The organism is Bradyrhizobium sp. UFLA05-109 (assembly GCF_054185165.1).
The window spans coordinates 1-21,118 of sequence record NZ_JBBIAR010000094.1 but is presented as its reverse complement, the minus strand read 5'-3'; the positions used below and the strand labels follow the sequence as shown (position 1 = coordinate 21,118).

General features: G+C 64.5%; 18 protein-coding genes and 1 riboswitch. Of the genes, 9 read left to right on the top strand and 9 right to left on the bottom strand.

What is annotated here, in order from left to right; translation table 11 throughout:
• The first annotated feature begins 30 nt into the window (after positions 1–30).
• A complete protein-coding gene (gene cobT / locus Q3C01_RS40670; RefSeq protein ID WP_458150959.1) occupies positions 31–1,089 on the top strand; it encodes a nicotinate-nucleotide--dimethylbenzimidazole phosphoribosyltransferase in 1,059 nt (352 codons plus the stop codon).
• 132 nt (positions 1,090–1,221) lie between these two features.
• On the opposite strand, the gene Q3C01_RS40665 is transcribed toward cobT, so the two are convergent.
• Positions 1,222–1,794, bottom strand: coding sequence for a histidine phosphatase family protein (locus Q3C01_RS40665; protein ID WP_458150958.1), 573 nt, complete (start codon positions 1,792–1,794; stop codon positions 1,222–1,224).
• Between the two features lie 75 nt (positions 1,795–1,869).
• A riboswitch (cobalamin riboswitch) is annotated at positions 1,870–2,068 on the top strand.
• A 120-nt stretch (positions 2,069–2,188) separates the two neighbouring features.
• On the opposite strand from Q3C01_RS40665, the gene Q3C01_RS40660 reads away from it, so the two are divergent.
• Both Q3C01_RS40660 and Q3C01_RS40655 read left to right on the top strand, forming a co-directional pair.
• On the top strand, positions 2,189–4,546 hold the full coding sequence (locus Q3C01_RS40660; RefSeq protein WP_458150957.1) for a TonB-dependent receptor: 2,358 nt from the start codon (positions 2,189–2,191) through the stop codon (positions 4,544–4,546).
• A gap of 12 nt (positions 4,547–4,558) precedes the next feature.
• Positions 4,559–6,007 carry a PepSY domain-containing protein gene (locus Q3C01_RS40655; RefSeq protein WP_458150956.1) on the top strand — a complete coding sequence of 483 codons (1,449 nt, stop codon included), beginning with the start codon at positions 4,559–4,561 and terminating at the stop codon, positions 6,005–6,007.
• Positions 6,008–6,013: 6 nt separating this feature from the next.
• Here Q3C01_RS40655 and Q3C01_RS40650 read toward each other — a convergent pair whose 3' ends face one another.
• Together Q3C01_RS40650 and Q3C01_RS40645 are read right to left on the bottom strand one after the other, a co-directional pair.
• On the bottom strand, positions 6,014–6,667 hold the full coding sequence (locus Q3C01_RS40650) for an alpha/beta hydrolase (RefSeq protein WP_458150955.1): 654 nt from the start codon (positions 6,665–6,667) through the stop codon (positions 6,014–6,016).
• A complete protein-coding gene (locus Q3C01_RS40645) occupies positions 6,667–7,605 on the bottom strand; it encodes a ring-cleaving dioxygenase (protein WP_458150954.1) in 939 nt (312 codons plus the stop codon). Before Q3C01_RS40645 ends, Q3C01_RS40650 begins: the two co-directional genes overlap by 1 nt.
• A gap of 132 nt (positions 7,606–7,737) precedes the next feature.
• Here Q3C01_RS40645 and Q3C01_RS40640 point away from each other — a divergent pair, with 132 nt between their 5' ends.
• Together Q3C01_RS40640 and Q3C01_RS40635 are read left to right on the top strand one after the other, a co-directional pair.
• Positions 7,738–8,622, top strand: coding sequence for a LysR family transcriptional regulator (locus Q3C01_RS40640; protein ID WP_458150953.1), 885 nt, complete (start codon positions 7,738–7,740; stop codon positions 8,620–8,622).
• Positions 8,623–9,030: 408 nt separating this feature from the next.
• Positions 9,031–9,693, top strand: coding sequence for a response regulator transcription factor (locus Q3C01_RS40635; RefSeq protein WP_458150952.1), 663 nt, complete (start codon positions 9,031–9,033; stop codon positions 9,691–9,693).
• 3 nt (positions 9,694–9,696) lie between these two features.
• On the opposite strand, the gene Q3C01_RS40630 is transcribed toward Q3C01_RS40635, so the two are convergent.
• The 6 genes from Q3C01_RS40630 to Q3C01_RS40605 all read right to left on the bottom strand — a co-directional run bounded on the left by Q3C01_RS40630 (position 9,697) and on the right by Q3C01_RS40605 (position 16,701).
• Positions 9,697–10,083, bottom strand: coding sequence for a response regulator transcription factor (locus tag Q3C01_RS40630; protein WP_458150972.1), 387 nt, complete (start codon positions 10,081–10,083; stop codon positions 9,697–9,699).
• 252 nt (positions 10,084–10,335) lie between these two features.
• A complete protein-coding gene (locus Q3C01_RS40625; protein ID WP_458150951.1) occupies positions 10,336–12,288 on the bottom strand; it encodes an alpha/beta hydrolase domain-containing protein in 1,953 nt (650 codons plus the stop codon).
• A gap of 81 nt (positions 12,289–12,369) precedes the next feature.
• Entirely contained in the window at positions 12,370–13,053 is a 684-nt protein-coding gene (locus Q3C01_RS40620; RefSeq protein ID WP_458150950.1) for an SDR family NAD(P)-dependent oxidoreductase, read from the bottom strand.
• Positions 13,054–13,057: 4 nt separating this feature from the next.
• Entirely contained in the window at positions 13,058–14,248 is a 1,191-nt protein-coding gene (locus Q3C01_RS40615) for a sialidase family protein (protein ID WP_458150949.1), read from the bottom strand.
• Positions 14,245–15,681, bottom strand: a complete 1,437-nt coding sequence (locus Q3C01_RS40610) for a sodium:solute symporter family protein (protein WP_458150948.1) — start codon at positions 15,679–15,681, stop codon at positions 14,245–14,247. Before Q3C01_RS40610 ends, Q3C01_RS40615 begins: the two co-directional genes overlap by 4 nt.
• Positions 15,682–15,903: 222 nt before the next feature.
• Complete coding sequence (locus tag Q3C01_RS40605; protein WP_458150947.1) at positions 15,904–16,701, bottom strand: IclR family transcriptional regulator; 798 nt, start codon at positions 16,699–16,701, stop codon at positions 15,904–15,906.
• 234 nt (positions 16,702–16,935) lie between these two features.
• Between Q3C01_RS40605 and Q3C01_RS40600 the strand changes: the two genes are divergently transcribed.
• From Q3C01_RS40600 to Q3C01_RS40585, 4 genes are all read left to right on the top strand, one after another.
• Positions 16,936–17,841, top strand: coding sequence for a dihydrodipicolinate synthase family protein (locus tag Q3C01_RS40600; RefSeq protein ID WP_458150946.1), 906 nt, complete (start codon positions 16,936–16,938; stop codon positions 17,839–17,841).
• Complete coding sequence (locus Q3C01_RS40595) at positions 17,838–18,953, top strand: four-carbon acid sugar kinase family protein (protein WP_458150945.1); 1,116 nt, start codon at positions 17,838–17,840, stop codon at positions 18,951–18,953. The genes Q3C01_RS40600 and Q3C01_RS40595 overlap by 4 nt, the downstream gene beginning before the upstream one ends.
• A complete protein-coding gene (pdxA, locus tag Q3C01_RS40590) occupies positions 18,950–19,981 on the top strand; it encodes a 4-hydroxythreonine-4-phosphate dehydrogenase PdxA (RefSeq protein WP_458150944.1) in 1,032 nt (343 codons plus the stop codon). Before Q3C01_RS40595 ends, pdxA begins: the two co-directional genes overlap by 4 nt.
• A gap of 17 nt (positions 19,982–19,998) precedes the next feature.
• On the top strand, positions 19,999–21,118 hold a 1,120-nt coding region (locus tag Q3C01_RS40585), incomplete at its 3' end, for an iron-containing alcohol dehydrogenase (RefSeq protein WP_458150943.1).

The window sequence follows — 21,118 nt, the reverse complement described above, 5'->3', positions numbered from 1 at the left end:
GATCGCGGTCGCGTGAACGGAGGCAACGACATGCTCCCCGATTGGGTCTACGAGAAATGCCCGGGCATCTCTACCGCGCACCGCGAGGCGGCGATCGCGCGGCAGGCGCAACTGACCAAGCCGGCCGGTGCACTCGGCCGGCTCGAGCAGGTCGCAATCGACCTTGCGGGCCTGCAGGAGACGGATCAGCCGCGCGCCGCGCGCGCGCCAATCATCGTCTTTGCTGGCGATCACGGCATCGTCGCCCAGGGCGTCTCCGCCTATCCGCAGGAAGTCACGATCGCGATGATGTCGAACTTCGCCGCTGGCGGTGCGGCGATCTCGGTGCTGGCGCGTGAACTGGGCTCAAGTCTTGAGGTCGTGGACGCGGGCACGCTGGCGCCATCGCCAGTGCCGGGCATCATCACCGACAAGCCGCGCTGTGGCACCCGCGACTTCAGTGCGGAAGCTGCGATCGAGCCAGTGGAGCTGGTCTTTGCGTTCGAATGCGGGCAGCGCGCGGTGGTGCGCGCGGCGGAAGGACAACCCGACCTTCTGATCCTCGGCGAAATGGGCATTGGCAACACCACGGCTTCGGCAGCGATCGCGGCGAGCCTGCTTGGCGTGGGTGCCGATGAAATCGCAGGCAGCGGCACCGGCGTTGATGCCGCGGGCCGGGCTCGCAAGGCGCGCGTAATCGACACTGCACTTGCGCGGCATGGCTTGACGAAGGCAGGTGCATCTGCGGAGGAGGTCCTCCGTACGGTCGGCGGCCTCGAAATCGCGGCGATCTGCGGCGCGATCATCGCGGCAGCGCAGCGGCGTATTCCGATCTTGATCGACGGATTCATCGTGTCGGTTGCCGCGCTGGCAGCCGCGCGCCTCAATCCGTCATGCCAGCCGTTCCTGCTGCCGTCGCACCAGTCGGCGGAGCAGGGGCATCGCCTGGTACTTCGTGCGCTCAACGTTCAGCCGCTGGTCAGCCTCGATCTCCGGCTCGGCGAGGGATCGGGCGCGGCGATCGCACTGCCGCTGGTGCGGCTCGCCTGCGCCCTGCACAATGGCATGGCGACGTTCGCGCAGGCCAACGTTCCGGATCGTCCTGCATAGGGCATGATCCGGAAAAGTGCGTAGCGGTTTTCCCTCGCGACAAACGCGGAACGCGTTTGCGCGGAGATCATGCTCAAACAACAACCTAAAGCGCGATGACGATTCCTCCCAATCTCATCGCGCTTTACGGCTTCAAGCGATAGTTTGATTGACGGAGACGACTCGCCAGCCGTTCGACAGGCGGTCGATGCGAGTGAGCGAGAGCGGATCGATCCCAAACCGCAGGGATGCCTGCGGTGCGAGATCGAGGGCGATGCACAGCGCAGCGCGGACGGTGCCGGAATGGACGACCAGAATCGCTGATCCTCTTTCGATACGGTGAAGTCCTTCGCGGGTTCTGGCGATCTGGTCTTCGAAGCTTTCACCGCCCGGAGGCCTTGAGCCGGCCGGATCGGCCCAGAATTTTGGATAGGCGTCGCCGCCCGCGGCGGCGAGATCATCATGACGTCGCCCGGTCCATTCGCCAAAATCCTGCTCGCTGAATTCGGACATGAGGATCGGATCGAGCGCGAGGGCGTGCGCCGTGTCGACGGTCCGTCGGGCCGGGCTCGCGTAGCTCGCGGCCCCCTGCGGCAGACACCGTCGTAGCGCGTCGAGGCGGCCCGGGTCGCTGAGATCGGCCGGCGCATCCATGGCGTGGATCGTCCCCGCGACGCCGTCGACGACCGCATGCCGGACCAACCAGAGGAAGGTGTCCCCTTCCATTCAGCATCTCCAAAGACGTTTGCACCGTTACGGCGAGAACGCCGCAGCCTGCACATTGACTCTCTCTCGCTCTTAATCATAGATGCGCGCGACGGTTTCCCCATCCGGGGATGAAAAGGGAATGCGGTGCGGGGATTTCCCCAAAGCCGCAGCTGCCCCCGCAACTGTAAGCGGAGAATCCTTCGTCACAAGCCACTGGGCTCTCGGTCCCGGGAAGGCGGCGAAGAGGTCACGACCCGCGAGCCAGGAGACCTGCCGTCAGCCGTGGTCACACGCGAAGATGTCGGTCGGGGAGTACAGACATTTGGCTTAGCCGGGGGCGAGAAACGCCCTGAAGGTTGAGACTTGGTTCGCTGTGACGTGCCACTGACGTCATACCGAGGTTTCTCGAACTGTGTCTCCTACCCGTATTGTACGACCGCGCGCCTTCCTGCTCGCCTCCGCCGCCCTCACATCGTTTGCTGCCGTCGATATGCCTGCTGCGCTGGCGCAGCAGGCCCGCGAACCCCTGCCGCCGGTCGAGGTGTCGCCCGCACAATCCCGCAAGCAGGTCAAGCCGGCCGGCCGGGAGGCGCAGAGCGCACGGCGCGCGGCCGCGCGCAGGTCGGCGACCGCATCGACAGCTCCCAAGCCCGTCGTGCCGGCTGCAGCCGCGCAGACACCGCTCAACACCAATGCCGTGGCCGAAAGCGCCTCGCGCCTCGGCCTGACCGTACGCGAGACGCCCGCGACCGTCGAGGTGATCTCGGCCGAGACCATGCGGGAGCAGGGCTATCGCACCGTGTCCGAGGTCGCGCAGGGCGCCGTCGGCGTCACCTCAGGCGACAATCCGGCAGAGCCCTCGGCCTTCTCGATGCGCGGCTTCACCAACAGCCAGATCAATATCCTCTACAACGGCATCAAGATCGGCCCGCAGAACATGACCTCGCGGATCGCGGACACTGCCAATCTCGAAGCCGTGGAATTTCTGAAGGGGCCGGCCTCGCTGATGTCGGGCGAGGGCGCCAGCGGCGGCGCGATCAATTTCGTGACCAAGCAGCCGCACACCGGACCGGTCCAGAATGAGGCGGACTTTTCATATGACTCGCTGAACTCGTTCCGCACGCATTATGGCTCGGGCGGTAGCACCAATGTCCAGGGATTGGACTACCGCTTCGACATCAGCCGTTCCTCGCTCAACGGCTTTGCCGACGACACCAATACCAAGACGCTCGACGTCTCCGGCCAGCTCAACTATCGCATCTCGGACAGTCTCAAAGTCTGGGGCGCAATCGAGTACCGGGAAGATCGCGGCAAGGCCTATTGGGGTGCGCCGCTGGTGCCGGTGGCCTATAGCGGCTCGCATGCGACGTCGGGTATCGTCTCCGGCAATTATGTCTCCAACTTCAACGGCACGAATCTCGGTGCGGTCACGATCGATGATCGCACCTTCAACACCAACTATAACGTTCTCGATAATCGCAACGTCGCGCAGGAGGTGTGGCTGCGTGGCGGTTTCGAGCTGAAGCTGGCGCCCGACCTGACCTTGAAGAGTCAGGCCTATGCCTATGGCGCCGAGCGCAGCTGGTTCAACAATGAAGTCGAGGCGTTCAATTCCACGACGAATTTGGTGGACCGGGAGCGCTTCTATGTCGCACACAGCCAGCGCCTCGTCGGCAACATCACCGACCTGACCTGGGATGCGAATATCGCAGGCTTTGACAACCGCCTCGTCACGACTCTGTCGTCAAGCTATCTCGATTTTGTCAGGCCGGGTGCAGCCAACTTCCCCGATGATACCGTCACGCTGGTGGATCCCGCGCGTGGTTATTATGGCCTGCTCACGACGCAGCAACAGACGGCGCGGATCGACAACGAGGCGCTGTCGTTCGAGGACCGGCTGAAGATCACGCGAAGCTTCGCGCTGATCGGCGGCCTGCGCGTAGAGCATATCGGGCTCGATCGCAATTCGACCAACGTCAGCGGTCTTGAGAAGGCGGGCTTCCCGTTCTCGAAAGACTGGGCGCCGGTGACCGGTCGCATCGGCTACACCTGGGAAGCCGTGCCCGGCCTGACCTTCTTCAGCCAGTACGCGACCGGCGCCGATGTCTCGGCCAACAACATCTTCCTGCTCGCGCCTACCCAGCCGCTCGACCTGACGACGTCGCGCACCTACGAGACCGGCGTCAAGCATCTGTTCTGGGACAACAGGGCGGAGTGGTCGTTCTCGGCCTACGACATCCTGCGCAAGAACGTCTACGCAGCCGCTGGCGGCATGCAGCTCAATATCGCCGGACAGCAGGAGTCAAAGGGTGTGGAGCTCGCCGGTGCCGTGCGCGTGACGGACGCCGTGCGGCTGTGGGGCAATATCGCCTATGTCGATGCGCGCTATGCCGACTACAATTTCGCCGGTGGCTCTTTCTCCGGCAATACGCCGCCCAACGTGCCGCGCATCGTCGCCAATGCCGGCGCATCCTATCGCTTCTTCACGCCATGGCCGGTGGAGCTCGGCGTGGTCGGACGTCACGTCGGCGATCGCTACAACACGGATGCGAACACCGTGACGCTGAACGCCTACACGGTCGCGGACGTCTACGCTTTCGTAGACATCCCGAAATCGGTATTCTCCGCCGTCGAGCAGACGCGCCTGACGTTCCGCGTGCGCAACATCACCGACAAACGCTATGCGATCTGGGGCGATCCGTTCTACCTCGATCAGGTCCTGCTGGGAGCGCCGCGCACCTATGAGATCTCCGCTGCGTTCAAGTGGTAAGGTGATGATCGTATGATGGGCGCGACGATCCTGCTGCACCGCTGGCTCGGCATTGCGTTCTGCCTGCTGTTTGCGATGTGGTTCGCAAGCGGAATCGTGATGCACTTCGTTCCGTTTCCCTCGCTCGGCGAAGCGGAACGTTTCGAAGGTCTCGCGCCACTGGCACAAGCAGGCGAGGTGATTGGTCCGTCAGACGCCGTGAGGGCGAGCGGGCTGTCCGACGCCGCGCATGTCCGGCTGATCCAGCGGAGCGACGGTCCCGTCTATGTTATCGCGACTCCGTCGCTGTCGCGGGCGATCCGCGCAACAGCTGGCACCGACGCAGCTGTGACATCACCGGACGTTGCACTTGCCATCGCGACCGGTCATGCGCGACGGCGCGGGCTCGATGTTGCCCGCGCGTCGGTCGTCGCGCTTGCCGACCATGATCAATGGAGCGTGCCGAACGGCTTCGATCGGCATCGGCCGCTGTTCCGCGTGGCACTCGACGACGCTGATGGGACGGAGCTTTACGTGTCGTCGGTCACGGGCGAGATCGTCCTGGATACGACGCGGCGCGAGCGCGGGTGGAATCTCGTTGGCAGCGTCGTGCACTGGATCTATCCGACTGTGCTGAGGCGCAACTGGTCGCTGTGGGACGGGGTGGTCTGGAGCCTCTCGCTGCTCGCATTGATCGCAGCCGTGCTTGGCGCTGCGCTCGGGATTGCACGGGTTAGGCTTCGCGAAGGCCGAAAGTTGTCACCCTATCGTGGCTGGCATGCTCTGCATCACGTCATTGGATTGCTTGCGACGACCTTCCTTCTGACCTGGATCTTCAGCGGCTGGCTGTCCATGGACCACGGGCGCTTGTTCTCGCGCGGGCAGTTGATACAGGCCGAAGCGAATATCGCCTCTGCCGCGCCCGACTGGTCCGCGCTTGCGGCGGTGAACTGGCCGCCGATCTCACCATCGGCCCGCGAGCTCGAGTGGTTCGCCTTCAACGGCAGCTTCTATCGCCGCGATCGCGTCGGTCTCGACAGGCAGATCCTGGTCAGGGCAGGAGATTCGAAACCGGACGAGCAACAGCCGTTCTTGAGTGCTCGCGATTTCTCAGGATTGATCGAGCGCCTTGCGGCTGGATGTGGCGTTCCAACGCCGCTCAGTGCGAATGATGATTATCCGGCATCGTCCGCGCTGCCGGGCGCACCCGTTTATCGCGCGAAATGCGGTGAGGTCTGGTTCGACATCGATGGCGCTAACGGTGCCGTGCTGCAAAGGCTGGACCCGTCGCGACGGGCCTATCGTTGGTTCTACAGCGCGCTGCACACGCTCGATTTTCCGATCCTGCTGGCGCATCCGCACCTGCGCAGCGTTCTGATCGTCGGCTTGTGTGCCCTCGGCTTCCTGTTCTCGCTGACCGGCATTGTCATCGGCTGGCGCCGATTGCGTTACACAATCGGCGCCGGAGTGTTGCGGCCGTGATGAACCTCATGCGTTCGCGGCTTCGTTGCGGCGTGAGCCGTCGGACAATCCTTTCTCGGCCAGCCACTCGCGCGCCAGATTGACGTCGAGCTGCGAGAGTTGGTGGCCGACCGGCAACACGCGGCCCTCGACGCGCGCGCCCGATTCGACCAGCGTCTTGGCAAGGCCTTCGATGTTGTCGGGCGGAACGATCGGATCGTGCTGGCCGGAGAGCAGCAGCACCGACTTGCCGGCGAGATCGGCTTGCGGAGGCTTTGCCAGCGGCGCCATCGCGCGCAGCAGCACGGCACCGCGCAGGGTTTGCGGTCGAAGCAGCAGGATGGCTGCGGCGATGTTGGCGCCATTGGAATAGCCGAGCGCCACAGGCGCCGCGATGCCGTACTCGTTGCGTGCGGCATCGACGAAGTCAGCGAGCTCGTGCGCGCGGCGCACGACGTCCGCCTCGTCGAACACGCCTTCGGCAAGACGCCGGAAGAAGCGTGGCGCGCCGCCTTCCAGCACTTGCCCGCGCATCGACAACAATGCGCGGTCAGGAGCGACCATGCGGCCGAGCGGGATCAGGTCGTTCTCGTCGCCACCTGTGCCGTGCAGGAGCAGCAGCGGCGCGAGATCGCGCCGCGTGCCCTTCTCGAAGCGGTGGATGAAAGAGAGCTTGCTCATCACGCCGCCTTTTCATCGTTCAGCGGGGCCAGCACGCCTTCGATGTCCTTGCGATGCGCCTCCAGGAAGGGCGGGAGCTTCAAGGCCTCGCCGAGCGTTGCGAGCGGCTCGTCAACTGCGAAGCCCGGAATGTCGGTCGCGATCTCGAACAGGATGCCGCCGGGCTCGCGGAAATAGATCGAGCGGAAGTAGTTGCGGTCCTTCTGCTCGGTCGGTTGCATGCCGTGCTCGGTCACGAGCTTGCGCGCCATCTCCGCTTCAGTTGCGTCGTCGGCGGCGCGGAAGGCGATATGATGCACGGAGCCGCGACCCATGCGGCCGGGCAGAAAGCCCTTGGCCTCATAGATGTCGACGACGCCACCGACTGCGTTCGGCGAACGATAGCGGCTGATCGAACCTTCGCGGCCGGCGGCCTCGAAGCCGAGCACGTTGCTCAGGATGGCGCCTGTCTTGGCGGCATCATCGAGCAGCAGCGTCACGCCGTGAAAGCCGCGGATCGCGTGCTCGGCCGGAATGTCACTGTTGCTCCAGGCGCGCTCGTTCTCGGCACCAGGAACGCCGACCAGAGCCAGGCTCATGCCGTCGGGGTCGGTGAAGGACAGCACACTCTCGCCAAAGCGCTTCTCCAGGGCCTCGTGCGCGACACCCTTCTCGATGAAGCGATGGGTCCAGTAGCCGATCGAGCGAGCAGGGACGCGGAAGGCGGTCTGCTGGGTCTGGCCGACGCCGCCCCGGCCCGGAGCCGCATGCTCCCATGGGAAGAAGGTAAGGATGGTGCCGGGCGTGCCGCTCTCGTCGCCATAATAAAGATGATAGGTGCCGGGATCGTCGAAATTCACGGTCTTCTTGACCAGCCGCAGGCCCAGGAGCTCTTGGTAGAACTTCAGGTTCCTCAGCGGGTTACCGGAAATCGCGGTGACGTGGTGAAGGCCGGCCATGACTTGTCTCCATTGCGTGTGAGCCCCGCGGGCTCGTCATGACCGAAATATTGTTCTGCTCCATTCCAAAGACAATCTGGCGTTTCATGGCATCACTGTCTATGAATTGGAAACAATTGGATGGATGCCGGAATGGACAAGCTGGCAAGCCTGCGGGCTTTTGCGAAAGTGGTCGAGCTCGGCAGCTTTTCCGAAGCGGGCCGGGCGCTGCGGTTGTCGCGGTCCGCGGTGAGCAAGTATGTCGGGGAGCTGGAGGACGAACTCGGCGTGCAGCTCTTGAACCGCACCACGCGCCGGGTCAGCCCGACCGAAAACGGCCAAGCCTATTTCGAGCGCGTGCTTGGCATCATCGGCGAGCTAGAGGCCGCGGACCAGACCGTCACCCAATCGCAGGCGACACCGCGCGGATTGCTGCGGGTCAATGCGCCGATGTCGTTCGGCACGCTTCGGCTCGGGCCGGCGATTGCCGAGTTCATGCGGCGCTATCCCGAGCTTCGCATCCAGCTCGTGCTGAGCGACGAGAATGTCGATCCGCTCCAGGACGGTCTCGACGTCACGTTGCGGATTGCCGACCTGGAGTCGTCGAGCCTGATCGCGCGCAAGATCGCGCCGATCGCCCGTGTGATCTGTGCCTCACCGGATTACTTCAGTAGCCACGGCGTGCCGTCGCATCCCAACGATTTGCGCGGTCACAACTGCCTCACTTACGGATTCCTCTCCACCGGCAACCAGTGGAAGCTGTCGGGCAAGGACGGCGATCACTGGATCCAGCCCTCCTGGACGCTATGCGTCAACAATGCCGAAGTGCTGCGCGATGCCGCGGTGGCCGGGCGGGGGATTGCGTTGCTCCCTGTCTTCATCGGCGAGGACGCATTGCAGACGGGGCGCTTGCGGACCTGTCTCGATGACTATCATGCGCCGCCGCTGGCGCTCTACGCACTCTATCCGCCGACACGCCATCTCGCACTCAAGGTGCGTCTGTTCATCGATTTTCTGGTGGAACGGTTCGAACGCTGACACGCCGGACGGGTTTCGGTGCAACGCAGCAGATGATGTCCGATGGCGGAGTGGCGGCCCGCGCTAAGGTTTGCTTAACGAGTGCCGGCGTTGCCTGCGCTTGGCGTCCGCCAGAAGGCGCACCCGTTGAGGCGGGCTACACGCCGGCGAGCAGGACGATCGCGGCGATCAGCATCGTAACGCCGAGCGCCGGGAACACGAGTGATATGGTTTCGCTGCTCATGCTACTAACCTACTGAATTCGTTTCGCTTCGCTAGCTATACGATGGCATAGTCGAGCGTACTGAATGGTTCAGTCTATTTCACCGGAAGGTTGCGGATGGATGGCCACGCGGGCTGATCGGCGGCTTCCCTCGTCTTGGGGGGGCCGCTACACTCCTTGGTCGAAGCACGTGTCAAGGTGCGCTTGTGGCGGAGCCCAAGGACAAGGATCAACCCGCGACAGTGGTCGTGATCGATGACGATCCGAGCATAAGGCAATCGCTTGGGAATCTGCTGCGGTCGGCGGGATTCCGGGTCAGCCTGATGGGTTCGGTCGGCGAGTTTCTGGAGGCGGGGCGTCCGGAAGGACCAACCTGCCTGGTGCTCGATGTGCGTCTGCCGGGACAGAGCGGACTCGAGTTGCAGCGCGAGCTCGGCACCGGCAAGCGGCAGTTGCCGATCATCTTCATCACCGGCCATGCCGATATCCCGATGTCCGTTCAGGCGATGAAGGGCGGCGCGATCGAATTCCTGACAAAGCCATTTCGCGAGCAAGACCTGCTCGACGCGATCCAGCTTGGCCATGCCCGCGACCGGGCCTGGCTCGAACAGGAGAAGATCACCGCTGAGCTGAAGACCCGCTTCGAAACGTTGACGCCGCGGGAGCGCGAAGTCATGGCGCTGGTGGTGAGCGGCCGGCTGAACAAGCAGATCGCGGCGGAGCTTGGCCTCAGCGAGATCACCGTCAAGGTTCATCGCGGCCAGGTGATGCGAAAGATGCATGCGAAGTCGCTGCCCGAGTTGTCGCGCATGGCCGACCGGGTTCTTCTTGCGCTGGGAAAATCGAACGACAGCGGCAAGGTGGCCTGACGGTCACCGGTCTGCTTGCGCCAGGGCGTTACGAATGGCGCTGAGCAGATCGTCCTCGTTGAACGGCTTGGCGAGCAGGCAACGCACGCCATCCTGCTGTGCGCGCGCGCGGACATGGTCGCTCGGGTAGGCGGTTATGACGATCGTGGGGATCGAATTTCCCTGGTCGAGCAGCGTCTGGTGCAGATCAAGTCCGCTCATGTTCGGCATATTGGCGTCGACGACCAAGCAACCAACCTGGTCCATCTTCGCGAAGCGCAAAAACTCCTCCGCAGATGCAAAGACTTCCGCAGAAACACCAATGGAGCGCAACAGCCCGCCAACTGCGGTACGAACCGAGTTGTCGTCGTCTACGATCGCAACGAGTGGTCCTGCATGGGGTACTTGCACGATCCGCAATCCCGAAAACGGGCATCGGCGGGACGACAACGACGATCCCGACCGTTGACGAGAGCTTAGTTCCAACCGTCAATCGCGGCGACTATACAAGTGTATACTAGGTTGCCGCCGGCTTGCCGGCACTTCGCTTGCACAGGAATTGCTAGAGCATGATCCGGAAAAGTGCGAAGCGGCTTTCCGAAAAGATCATGCTCAAACAATAACCTAAGGCGCGATGGTGATTCATCCCATTCTCATCGCGCTTTAAGGCGCCAGTCGGGCCAGCGTGCCGGCTTGAGCTGCGGCGACGGCATCGGCTGCATCCTCGGGAAGGAGGAGGCGGTCGTCGACCATGCGCACGCTTGCAGCCTTGACCGCGGCCACATAAGAATCCGGCGTCGGATAGAGCTCCTCGATCGAGGGGCGGGGATCGCCGGCGGCGAGGCGCTCGGCGCGCGTGCCGGCGAAGGCGAGCGTGCCGCCCATCTGGGTGCATAGCGTCTGCGCGCCGTCTGCTCCGGCGATCGCATTCCATCCCGTGTAGGTCGCGCGAGCCGCACCAAGCAATGGCAGTCGGACGCCGGCCAGCGCGTTGCCATCAGCACCGGCGCGCGGCAGATAGAGCGGATATTCCCCGCGCACCTTCGGCAACGGAGCTGCCTGCTCGATCGCCTCGGCGCGCGCATACTGAGCGCGATAGCTGAGGCCCGGTATCGGCACCGGATAGACGTCGCCGGCTGCTGCAAGCGTATTCTGCGCCAGTGTCGGGTAGCGGCTTGCCGGCGGTGCCACGTCGTCGGTGATCCACGCGCGCAAATCGGAGAGCAGCGCGCGGAAGGCTGGACCGCCATACACGGGATTGAGAGGCAGGGTGCAGGTCGGCCTGTGTGTCACGACGGCAGTCGCGACATTGCCGTGTGGACTGCCCGTGACCATGTAGAGCCGCACCTCGGGTGGCGGTTCCAGATCGCGCCCGCGCGTGTCGGTAACGAGCAAGCTCGCTTCGGACCCCCAGAACTCGAACTCGGAGTCGATTTGCATGATGCGCGGGCATGTGTTGGTCAGACTGCACCGAAGCAACAGCCCGTCGCGCCGGCCAGTGAACGCATCCTCCGTCACGGCATAAGTGAAGGGGAAGCGCAGCACGGGATAGAGCCGATCGAATTCAGGTCCGGGATTGCGGCCTGGCTCGGCAAAACGGTCATTGGTGAAGCTGCGCCGCGCGCCGGGGATGATCGGCATCATCGCCTCGAAAACCAGACGTCCGGCTTCGTCCTCGTTCATGCCAAAATAAAGCACGTCGCGAAGCACGCGACCGGACTGCGAGATGCCAAGTCCGATCGCTCGCGAGATGCCGCTCTGCCCATTGGCCGCGAGCGGATTGGCCGGGCCGCCCTCACGTCTCAGGAAGGCGGCGACGTCGCGGATTGCGGCAAGTCCCATGCCGGTTACCTTCGGGTCGCGCGCCGTGTAGGTCAGCTCGTACAGCGCATCCGCGATCAAGCCGGGCGGGCGCGTGATCTCGATCGTCGTGTCGTCAACGAAGGTCAACTTGAGCTCCGGTGGAGTTTGCCGCGGGTCATCGGCGCGAGCGTGCACCGACAATTGCGCGCTACCCCGGTCCGAGACGGGATAGCTCAGTGTCGCCCGGTGCGGATTGGTCGTGTCGCCAAAGCTCCACTCCTCGCGGACCGGCCCGGTGATTCCGGCGACGACCGGCACCTGGATCCCCAGCAAGCCAGCGCCCGTGGGCGCATCCGCCTGCCAGCCCGCCCAGACCAGCGTGTAGCCCTGCGACAGCAGGAAGCCGCGGCCCATGTCATCCGCCTGGTCGAGACGAATGCTTCCCTGGATCGAGCTATTGTCGAACCACGCCGATATCAGCCTGCGTCCACGGTTTGGTATTTCGAACAGCAGGATGCCGTTCGGATGCGCAGGGCGGAGGACGACCACGTCGCTGGTTGCCTCGACCTTGCCGTCAGCATTACGCGGCGCTCGGTCGAGATCGGTGATGACTGCGTTGCGGGGATTGGCCGGATCGAGCGCGATGGTGGCGCTCGCCGTGATCCTCTCGACCTGACCGGCGGCGCCGAAGCTGCGACCTTGCAGGGCGGAGGTGGTGCGATCGAGGACGTTGAACCGTGCGACCTCTGCACTGGCGGGCGCAGAACAGGCGAGCGCGATCAGCCCGTTCAAGAGAGCGGCGTGGCGTACCATGTCGTGTCTCCTCCCAGAGTCAGGACATGATGAGTAGAGCGTGGCCGGATCGATCTGGCAAGCCGCAGGCGAGCGTCGCGTTCAGAGCGAGCTGCCACCGCAGATGACGAGTTGCTGCCCGGTGATTGCGCCTGCTTCCGCCGAGAGCAGGAACGCCACGCTGGCCGCCACTTCCTCGGGGCGAATGAAGCGGCCGATCGGCGGCAGTTTGGGTGCCACATTGGCGCGCGTCGGATCGTTCAGCATCGGCGTCTCGGTTGCGGCGGGCGCAACTACGTTGACCGTGATGCCGCGTGGGGCGAGCTCGGCCGCCCATGAACGCGCGAGCGCAACCAGCGCCGCTTTCGTCGCAGCATATTGTCCACGGCCGGACGCGCCCGATGCGGTCCGGCTGCCGATGAAGACGATACGCCCGCCCTCGGGCAGGCGCGGAGCGAGCGCGTTGGCGAGACGCTCGGTAACCTCGACATGCAGTCGCCACATCGCGGCACCGTCGTCATGGTTGAGCGCGCCGAGCAGGCCGACCTTGAGAACGCCTGCGGCGTGGACGAGAGCCGTCGGTGCGATGCCTGCGACAGCAGGCGCTATGGCGTCGATGTTGCCCAGATCAAGCGACAAGTGATCAAACGACGGATGGTCGAAAGGTGCGGGACGGCGACTGATTCCGGTGACGCGCCAGCTGTCGCGCAGCAGGCGTTCGACGATCGCGGCGCCGATGCCGGAACTTGCGCCTGTCACAAGCGCATGGGGCCGCCCGCCATCCATCATCCTAGTCCCTGGCAATGTGCGTGGCCCATGGCTCGGTCACGCGAACGTGCTTGATCGCCCGGCGATGGTAGGTGAAGGCCATGTGAAGCGCGCCGTCGGCGCTCTGCTTGACCGAGGGATATGACAGCTCGCGGTTGGTCTGGTCGCGCGAATTGTTCGTCATGCAATAGCCGTCGCCGGTCTCGACGTTGCGCTTGGTCCAGCTCCGTCCGCCGTCGCTCGAGATGGCGAGCGTCATCGGCGCTCTCGGCGCACCCCAGAACGCGCTGCGTCCGTCCGTTTTGCCGTCGCCAGCGATGACGGGTGGCAGCTCGTCCTCGATCTCGTCGTAGAGCGACAGGCGGCGCTCGGTCGTGGCATTGGCGCTGCTGTCATTGAAGACGAGTGCGAGATGTCCGTCGGCAAGCCGCGTGAACTGGATCGACGAGTTGTTGTTCGGAAGGATGGTCGCGACCGGCGTCGTCCAGGTGCGGCCGTGATCGGTGGATCGGCTCTGATAGATGTTGTCCGCCCAGCGGCTGCGAAACAGTGCGAGCAGCGAACCGTCGTCAAGACGCTCGATGCACATATGCACGCAGCCGCGGCTTCCCGGGACGTCCACGTCGCGCCAGGTCGCGCCTGCATCGGAGGAGATCTTCACGGCGCTGGTGTCCTCGTCGCCATTCCATTTCCGTCCCGGCGTGCTGTGACAATAGAAGACGGGCAGGAGCCAGTCGCCGTTGTCGAGCACCACGATCGGCTGCCGGATGAAGGTGCCGCGGCCGCGCTGCTCCGGAAACAGCGTTTCGATCGGGCCCCAGGTCCGGCCATGGTCGCGCGACAGGCGCCTGCGGACGAAGGCCGTGTCCTGGTTACCTGCAAGCTGCGCCGTCCACATCAGCCACAGCGTGCCATCCGGGGCAGGGAACAACACCGGGTTCTGCTCGGAACGCCTGGAGTCATCGGACAATTTCTCGGCCGGCGACCATTGCGTCGTGCCGCGGGCAAGGCGGGAGAAATAGACTGATATGTCCGACATGCCTTCCTGCGTGCCGCCGAACCAGACGCAGCCGAGGTCGCCGCTCGCAAGCGGCATCAGATTGGCCGCGTGGTTCTGCACGCAGGGCGAGGGAATGAAGGCGTCGAACCGGTCGGGATCGCCGGCCACCTGGCGGACGACACCGTCGGCCGCGATCTCGGTATCTGCGATCATGCTGAAGTCCTTTCTGCGAGAGCATTGCCTTGCGGGGCCGTCGGGGCGGCGCGCTCGGTGGGCGGGCGGCCGAGCACGAGGCGCTCGATCGCCATCACGATCAGGGGCGTCGCTGCTGCGATGTACATGTTGTCGATGCCGAAGGGATTTCCGAGCAGATACCAGACCGTCGTCGAGATTGCTGCGCCGATCAGGCCGGCGGTCGCGCCGCGGTTGCTGGCAAACAGCGGCAGATAGAAGCCCATCATCGCGACGATGGTGATCGACAGCCGAAGCGCGCGCGTGAAGAACGACAGCTTGAGGATCTCGGGGATGAAGAACACGAAGACCAGCGGCAAGATGCCGATCACGATCGAGAATACGCGAGTCATCTTCAGCTCGCGCTCCGGCGTCGGTTTCCAGTAGGGGACATAGAAGTCACGCACCACGAGCGAGGCGATGGCGAGTGCGACCGTGCAGACGCTGACGAAGATCGAGGCGACCAGCGACGTCGTGACGAAAGCGGAGGCCAGCGGCGGCATCTTCTCCAGGAATACCGGCAGCGCGTAGAGGCTGTTCATGTCGGGGTAGAGGAACTTCGCCGCAACGCCGATCAGGGCGAGCAGGAAGCCGAGCGGGAGGCAGAACGCCGCCGCGTAGAGGGTCGCTTTGCGGGCGTCGTCGGCGCTGGGTGTCGAGGCGATCGCCTGCACGATGAACTGCGTCGAGAAGATCGCGCCGACCGTGCCGAAGGTCCAGGCGAAGATGGTCGTGAAGCCGATCTTGCCGTCCCAGCTGAAGTAATAGGCCGGCAGTTTCGCCTGGATCGGCGCGATTCCGCCGGTCAACGACATTGCGACCGCGAAGATGATGAGGATGCCGACGACCTTGATGGCGCTGTGCAGGATCGTGACCCAGGCCACGCCCTTCAGGCCGCCGAACACGTAGTAGAACGTAGAGACCACAGCGATGATGCACATCGCGACGGGCAGGCTGATATGCAGCGAGGTGGCGATGGCGGCTGCGCCGCTGACATAGTTGCCGACGTTCACGAGCAGCAGCGCGTAGATCATGATCACCGACACCGTGAGCATGGTCGACTTGCCGTATTTCTGCGCGATCGCGGCCGAGATCGTGTATTCGCCGGAATTGTAGAGCTTCTTGACCATCAAGAACCCGAACAGGAGGAAGCCGATCGAAGCCCCGAGCACGGCCCATCCAGCGGCCATGCCGGACTGAAACGCTTCCTGCGCCGTGCCGACGGTCGACTTGGCGCCGACGAATTCGGACATCATGAGCACGCCGACGACGACGGCCGGCATGGCGCGTGCGCCGGTCATGAACTGATCGCTCGTCCTGCTGCGCAGCTTGATCGTGAGCCACGACGTGAAGGCGATGTAGGCAGCGATCATCGCGACGATGAGCGTGCTCTCTCCATTGAGGATGGCTTGCATCAGTGGTGTTTCCTCTGGTGACGCGGACGCGGTGTTGTGAAGCCCGCTGTGTCCGGTTTCGTCCGATTGTTGTTTGATCGGAATGCGAACAAATGTTGTTAGTAGCTATTAGACCTCCCCGGGCGCCCTCCGTCAAGCGTACGCGTTGACGCGGCGGCGGGTCGCACCCGCCGCGCGTTCATTGCCGCAGCGGGTTCAATGGGTTCCCGGTTGGAGGAAGGATCAGCCGCTCATCTGGACCGCGGTGGTCAAGAGCTTGGCGACCCGCAGCACCTCCGGCAGCGCCGACTTTTCGAACGTCTTGATATCGATGCGGTTGGCATCGACGGTGAGGCTGATACCTGCCACGATGGATTTGTCGGGGCCGAACACGGGTGCTGCGAGGGTGCGCAGGCCATAAGCGTTTTCGCCGTCCGAGACGGCATAACCCTGCTTGCGCACCTGATCGAGCCGCGTGAGCAACAGCTTCAGATCCGTCAGCGTGCGCTCCGACAATTTGATCCGCTCGGTGGCGTCGAGCCGCGCGACCTGCTCGTTTTTCGGCAGGCCCGCAAGCATGACGTGGCCGAGCGCTGCGGCGTAGGCCTTGATCCGGCTGCCGGGCCTGCGGTCGATCTTGTGGCGGTCGAGGCCGGCGCTGACGCGCGCGAGATAGACGACGTCGCTACCGTCGAGAACGCCGAGCGATGCGGCGTCACCGAGCGCCGGGACCAGCTCGCGCAGCAGCGGTTCGGCCTGGCCGCGCAGATTGCCGGCGGAGAGCGCGGTGTATCCGAGATCGAGGCATTTCAGGCTGAGGCGATAATGGCGCGTCGCCTCGTTGGCGTGGAGGTAGCCGAGCTTGACCAGCGTCTGCACCAGGCGGAACGCCGTGCCGCGGTCCATCTCGGCGCGCTCGGCGATCTCCGTGATCGTCAATTCGAACTCTTCGGCCGAAAAGCTCTTCAGCACGGCGAAGGCCTTGGCCACCGAGTTCACGAAGTTCTTGGGATTGTCGGCTGGCGATGCAGTCTTGGCCAATGTTCGTTTCCTCATCTGGCGGCGCCTCGTCCACGAGGGAAAGAGTTGGAACTCCTCGCGAATCCGCGCTCTATTTCGGCCGGCCCGACGAGCAGGCAAGCCGTCCCGGATGGAAAGGCATGAGCTGCTCGCTTGACGGCCGCGACTGCGAAGTCTAATCCTCTCCCCAAGGTTTGACAACAATTGTTCGGATTCCGATCATCGAATCGGCCGGATGCCAACGGAGGATCTCTCGTGGTGGACGTTCAGCCCAAAGGCGTGTTTTGCGCGGCGTTGTCGCCGCTGGATGCCGATCTAGCGCCGGATCATGCCGTCTTCGTCGCGCATTGTCGCCATCTTCTGAGCGAAGGTTGTGACGGCATCGCATTGCTGGGCACGACCGGCGAAGCCAATTCGTTTTCCGCGAGCGAACGCAAGGCGCTGATCGAGACCGTCGTCCGCGCAGGGATCGCGCCGTCAAAGCTCCTGCCCGGAACCGGCGTGCCGGCGTTGACCGAGACGGTAGAGCTGACGCGGCATGCCCTCTCGCTCGGTGTCACGACCGTCGTGATGCTGCCGCCGTTCTACTACAAGGACATCACGGACGAGGGACTGTATGCCTCCTACAGCGAGGTCATTCAGCGTGTCGCGGACCCTCGTCTCAAGGTCGTGCTCTATCACATCCCCCAGATGTCGCATCAGCCGATCCCGCACGCGGTGATCGCGCGGCTGCGCGCGGCTTATCCGGACGTCATTGTCGGCATCAAGGATTCCTCCGGCGACTTCGCCAATATGACCGCGATGATCGAGAACTTCCCGGGCTTTGCCGTGCTGGCAGGTGCCGATCCGCTGCTGCTGCCGCTTCTGAAGAAGGGCGGCGCGGGCTGCATCACCGCGACCTCGAACCTGGTGGCGCGTGAGCTCGCCTACGTGTTCCATCATTTTAATGACGATGATGCAGCGCTCGAGGCGGCGCAGAACCGCATCATCAAGGCGCGCGAGCGCGTCTCCGTGTTCCCGCAGATCGCTTCGCTAAAGACGCTGCTGGCGCAGGAAACCGGCCATGCCGGCTGGCGCCGGATGCGGCCGCCGCTGCTGCCGTTGACGCAGGAGAACGCCGACACACTCCTAGCCGCAAGTCGCGTCAAGGAGCAGGTGTGAGGCCGTCGTTCCGCCTTCTCGCCGATGATCTGACCGGTGCGCTGGACACGGCTGCCGAGTTCGTCGGCATGTGCGGACCGCTTCAGGTGACATGGGCGGAGGCGCTGCCTGCGCAACTTCCCGCCTGCCTCGCCGTCGATACCGGCACGCGCGAGCGTGACAAGGCCGAGAGCGCTCAGATCGTCGAGCGCCTCGCGCCGCTGCTGCGCAGTGGGGCGATCGCCTACAAGAAGGTTGATAGCCTGTTGCGCGGCGCCTGGGCGGCCGAGCTCGGGGCGTGCCTGCGATCGGGGCCGTGGAGGTCCTGCATCTTGGCCCCGGCTTTCGCCTATCAGGGACGCCGCACCTTTGGCGGCCAGCAATATGCGCGCGCCCATGACGGGAGCTGGTCGCGGGTCGGCGACAACCTGCTGGCGCAGCTCGCGGCCGAAGGCCTCGACGGACAGACTGGACGGTTCGACACCGATTTGCCTGCCGGCATCAGCGTCTTCGATGCTGAGAGCGAGGATGATCTCGATCGCATCGTCGCGATCGGGCGCAGCGCGTCGCAGCCGGTCCTGTGGTGCGGCAGCGGTGGTCTCGCCGGCGCGCTCGCACGCGGCAGCGATGCGTCCGCGCCGTCGGTACTGCGTAAGCCGGTTCTCGGGCTGTTTGGATCGGACCAGCCTGCGACGGCCGCACAGCTTGCGGCTTGCGGTGAGGCCGTGGTTGCGCTTGCGGAAACCAGCGAAGACAACGCGGGACTGGTTCGCCGCAAGCTCTGCACGGAAGGCGTCGCGCTGGTGAAGTTCGACCTCGCCTCCGGTCTGTCCCGAGGTGAAGCGGCGCGCCGCATTGCGCGCGGACTCGGGTCGCTGACCGCTGCGCTGGAGCCGCCGGGCACGCTGATCGTCGCCGGTGGTGAGACCTTGCGGGCGCTATGCCTTGCGCTGGGCGCAAGCGCGCTCGAGGTGACCGGACGCATCATGCCGGGCCTGCCATGCTCCATCATTCGCGGGGGCCGCTGGGACGGCGTTGCCGTGATCTCGAAATCAGGCGCCTTCGGCGCGCCGAGCCTGTGGCACACGCTGTTGCAGGACAGTCATTTGATCAACGAAAGACACGACATATGACCCATCCGCATCTCGCCATCACCATGGGCGATCCCGCCGGGATCGGTCCGGAGATCATCATCAAGGCCTGTGAGAAGCTGCGATCGCGGATCGAAGCCGGTGATCTCCGGCTGTTGATCATCGGCAGCGGCGCAGCGTTGAAGAATGCGGCCGTGCAACTGGCGGCGAACCTCGATATCCCCGAGGTGCGCGCGTCGGACAAGGATTGGCCGAACCTGTGCTTTCTCCAGGCCGATGATGAAGGCGAGCCGATCAAGCCAGGCGTGCTGACGGCCGACGGCGGCCGCTTCGCCTTCAAGGCGGTGGAGCAGGGAGTACGCCTGACGCAGGCCGGACGGATCGGCGGCATCGTGACTGCTCCGCTCAACAAGGAAGCGCTCAACAAGGCCGGCTTCCACTATCCCGGCCATACCGAGATGCTGGCCGAACTCACCGGCGTCAAAGGCTCGGTGATGATGCTTGCCCATGGCAACATGCGCGTCAGCCATGTCTCGACCCACGTCGCGCTTCAGGACGTTCCGAAGCGGCTGACGCCGGAACGCCTGCGCTATGTCATCGATCTCACCGACAAGGCACTGCGCGGGCTCGGCCTGGAAAAGCCGAAGATCGCCGTTGCCGCACTCAATCCGCACGCCGGCGAGGGCGGATTGTTCGGCCGCCAGGACATCGACGTGTCGGAGCCGACGATCGCGAAGGCGGTCGCCGACGGACTCAACATCGTCGGCCCGGTGCCGGGCGATACCGTGTTCGTGAAGCTGCGCGCCGGCCAGTACGACGCCGTGATCGCGATGTATCACGACCAGGGACACATCCCGGTCAAGCTGCTCGGCTTCGAGGTCGATCCTGCCACCGGCCGCTGGCAGGAACTGTCCGGCGTCAACATCACGCTCGGGCTGCCGATCATCCGCACCTCCGTCGACCACGGCACCGCCTTCGATATCGCCGGCAAGGGCATCGCCAATGAGCGCAGCCTGATCGAGGCGATTGAATATGCCGAACGTCTTGCCGCCAGCGCGACGCGCGCCTGAGCCCGGGAAGGAAAATCATGACCAACCTGTCTGCACCAATCGAAATCATCCGCCCCGAGGTGATTGAGTTCGGATCCGGCACCATTGCCGCGGTGGCGCGGTTTGCGAGCGGGAAGGGCGTGCGGCGTCCGCTCGTCATCGCAGATGGCTTCAACGCGGCGCGCGTCGACCTGCTCGCGCTGCCGGGCGAGGTGACCGTATTCGGTGAGGTCAAGCCGGAGCCGGACGTTCCCAATCTGGAGAAGGCGCTTAGCGTCGCGCGCGCGGCGCGGCCGGATCTCGTGGTCGGCTTCGGCGGCGGCAGCGCGATGGATCTCGCCAAGCTCGTCGCCGTGCTCTGCACCGGCGAGCAGAAGCTTGCTGATGTCGTCGGTCCCGACAAGGTCGCGGGCCGCGCCATCGCGCTGATCCAGGTGCCGACCACCTCCGGCACCGGCAGCGAAGGCGGCATCCGCGCGCTGGTCACCGATCCCACAACCCGCAACAAGCTCGCGGTGCAGAGCCGCTTCATGCTGGCCGATCTCGCCGTCGTCGACCCTGATCTCACCATGACCGTTCCGCCGCAGGTCACGGCTGCGACCGGCGTCGACGCGCTCGCGCACTGCACTGAAGCCTTCACCAGCCGCAAGGCTCATCCGACCATCGATCTCTATGCGCGCGAAGGCATCCGCCTGGTCGGCCGCTATCTCGGTCGTGCGGTGAGGGACGGTTCGGATCGCGAAGCGCGGGCGGCGTTGTCACTGGCATCGCTCTATGGCGGCTTCTGCCTCGGGCCGGTGAACACCACCGCGGGCCACGCGGTGGCCTATCCTCTCGGCACGCGCCATCACGTTGCCCATGGTCTCGCCTGCGCGGTGATCTTCCCGCATACGCTGGCGTTCAACATGCCGGCGGTGGAGGCGAAGACGGAGGCAGTGCTGGAGGCGCTCGGCGCCCCGGCGACGAAAAATCCTTCGGCTGCATTTGACTCGGCCTATCGCTTCTGCGCGGATCTCGGCATCGAGATGAAATTGTCCGCGCTCGGCGTGCCCGCGGATGACCTTGGCGCGATGGCCGACGAGGCCCACACGATCCGCCGCCTTCTCGACAACAATCCGCGCGATCTCGGCCGCGATGCCATCCTGAAGATGTATCAGG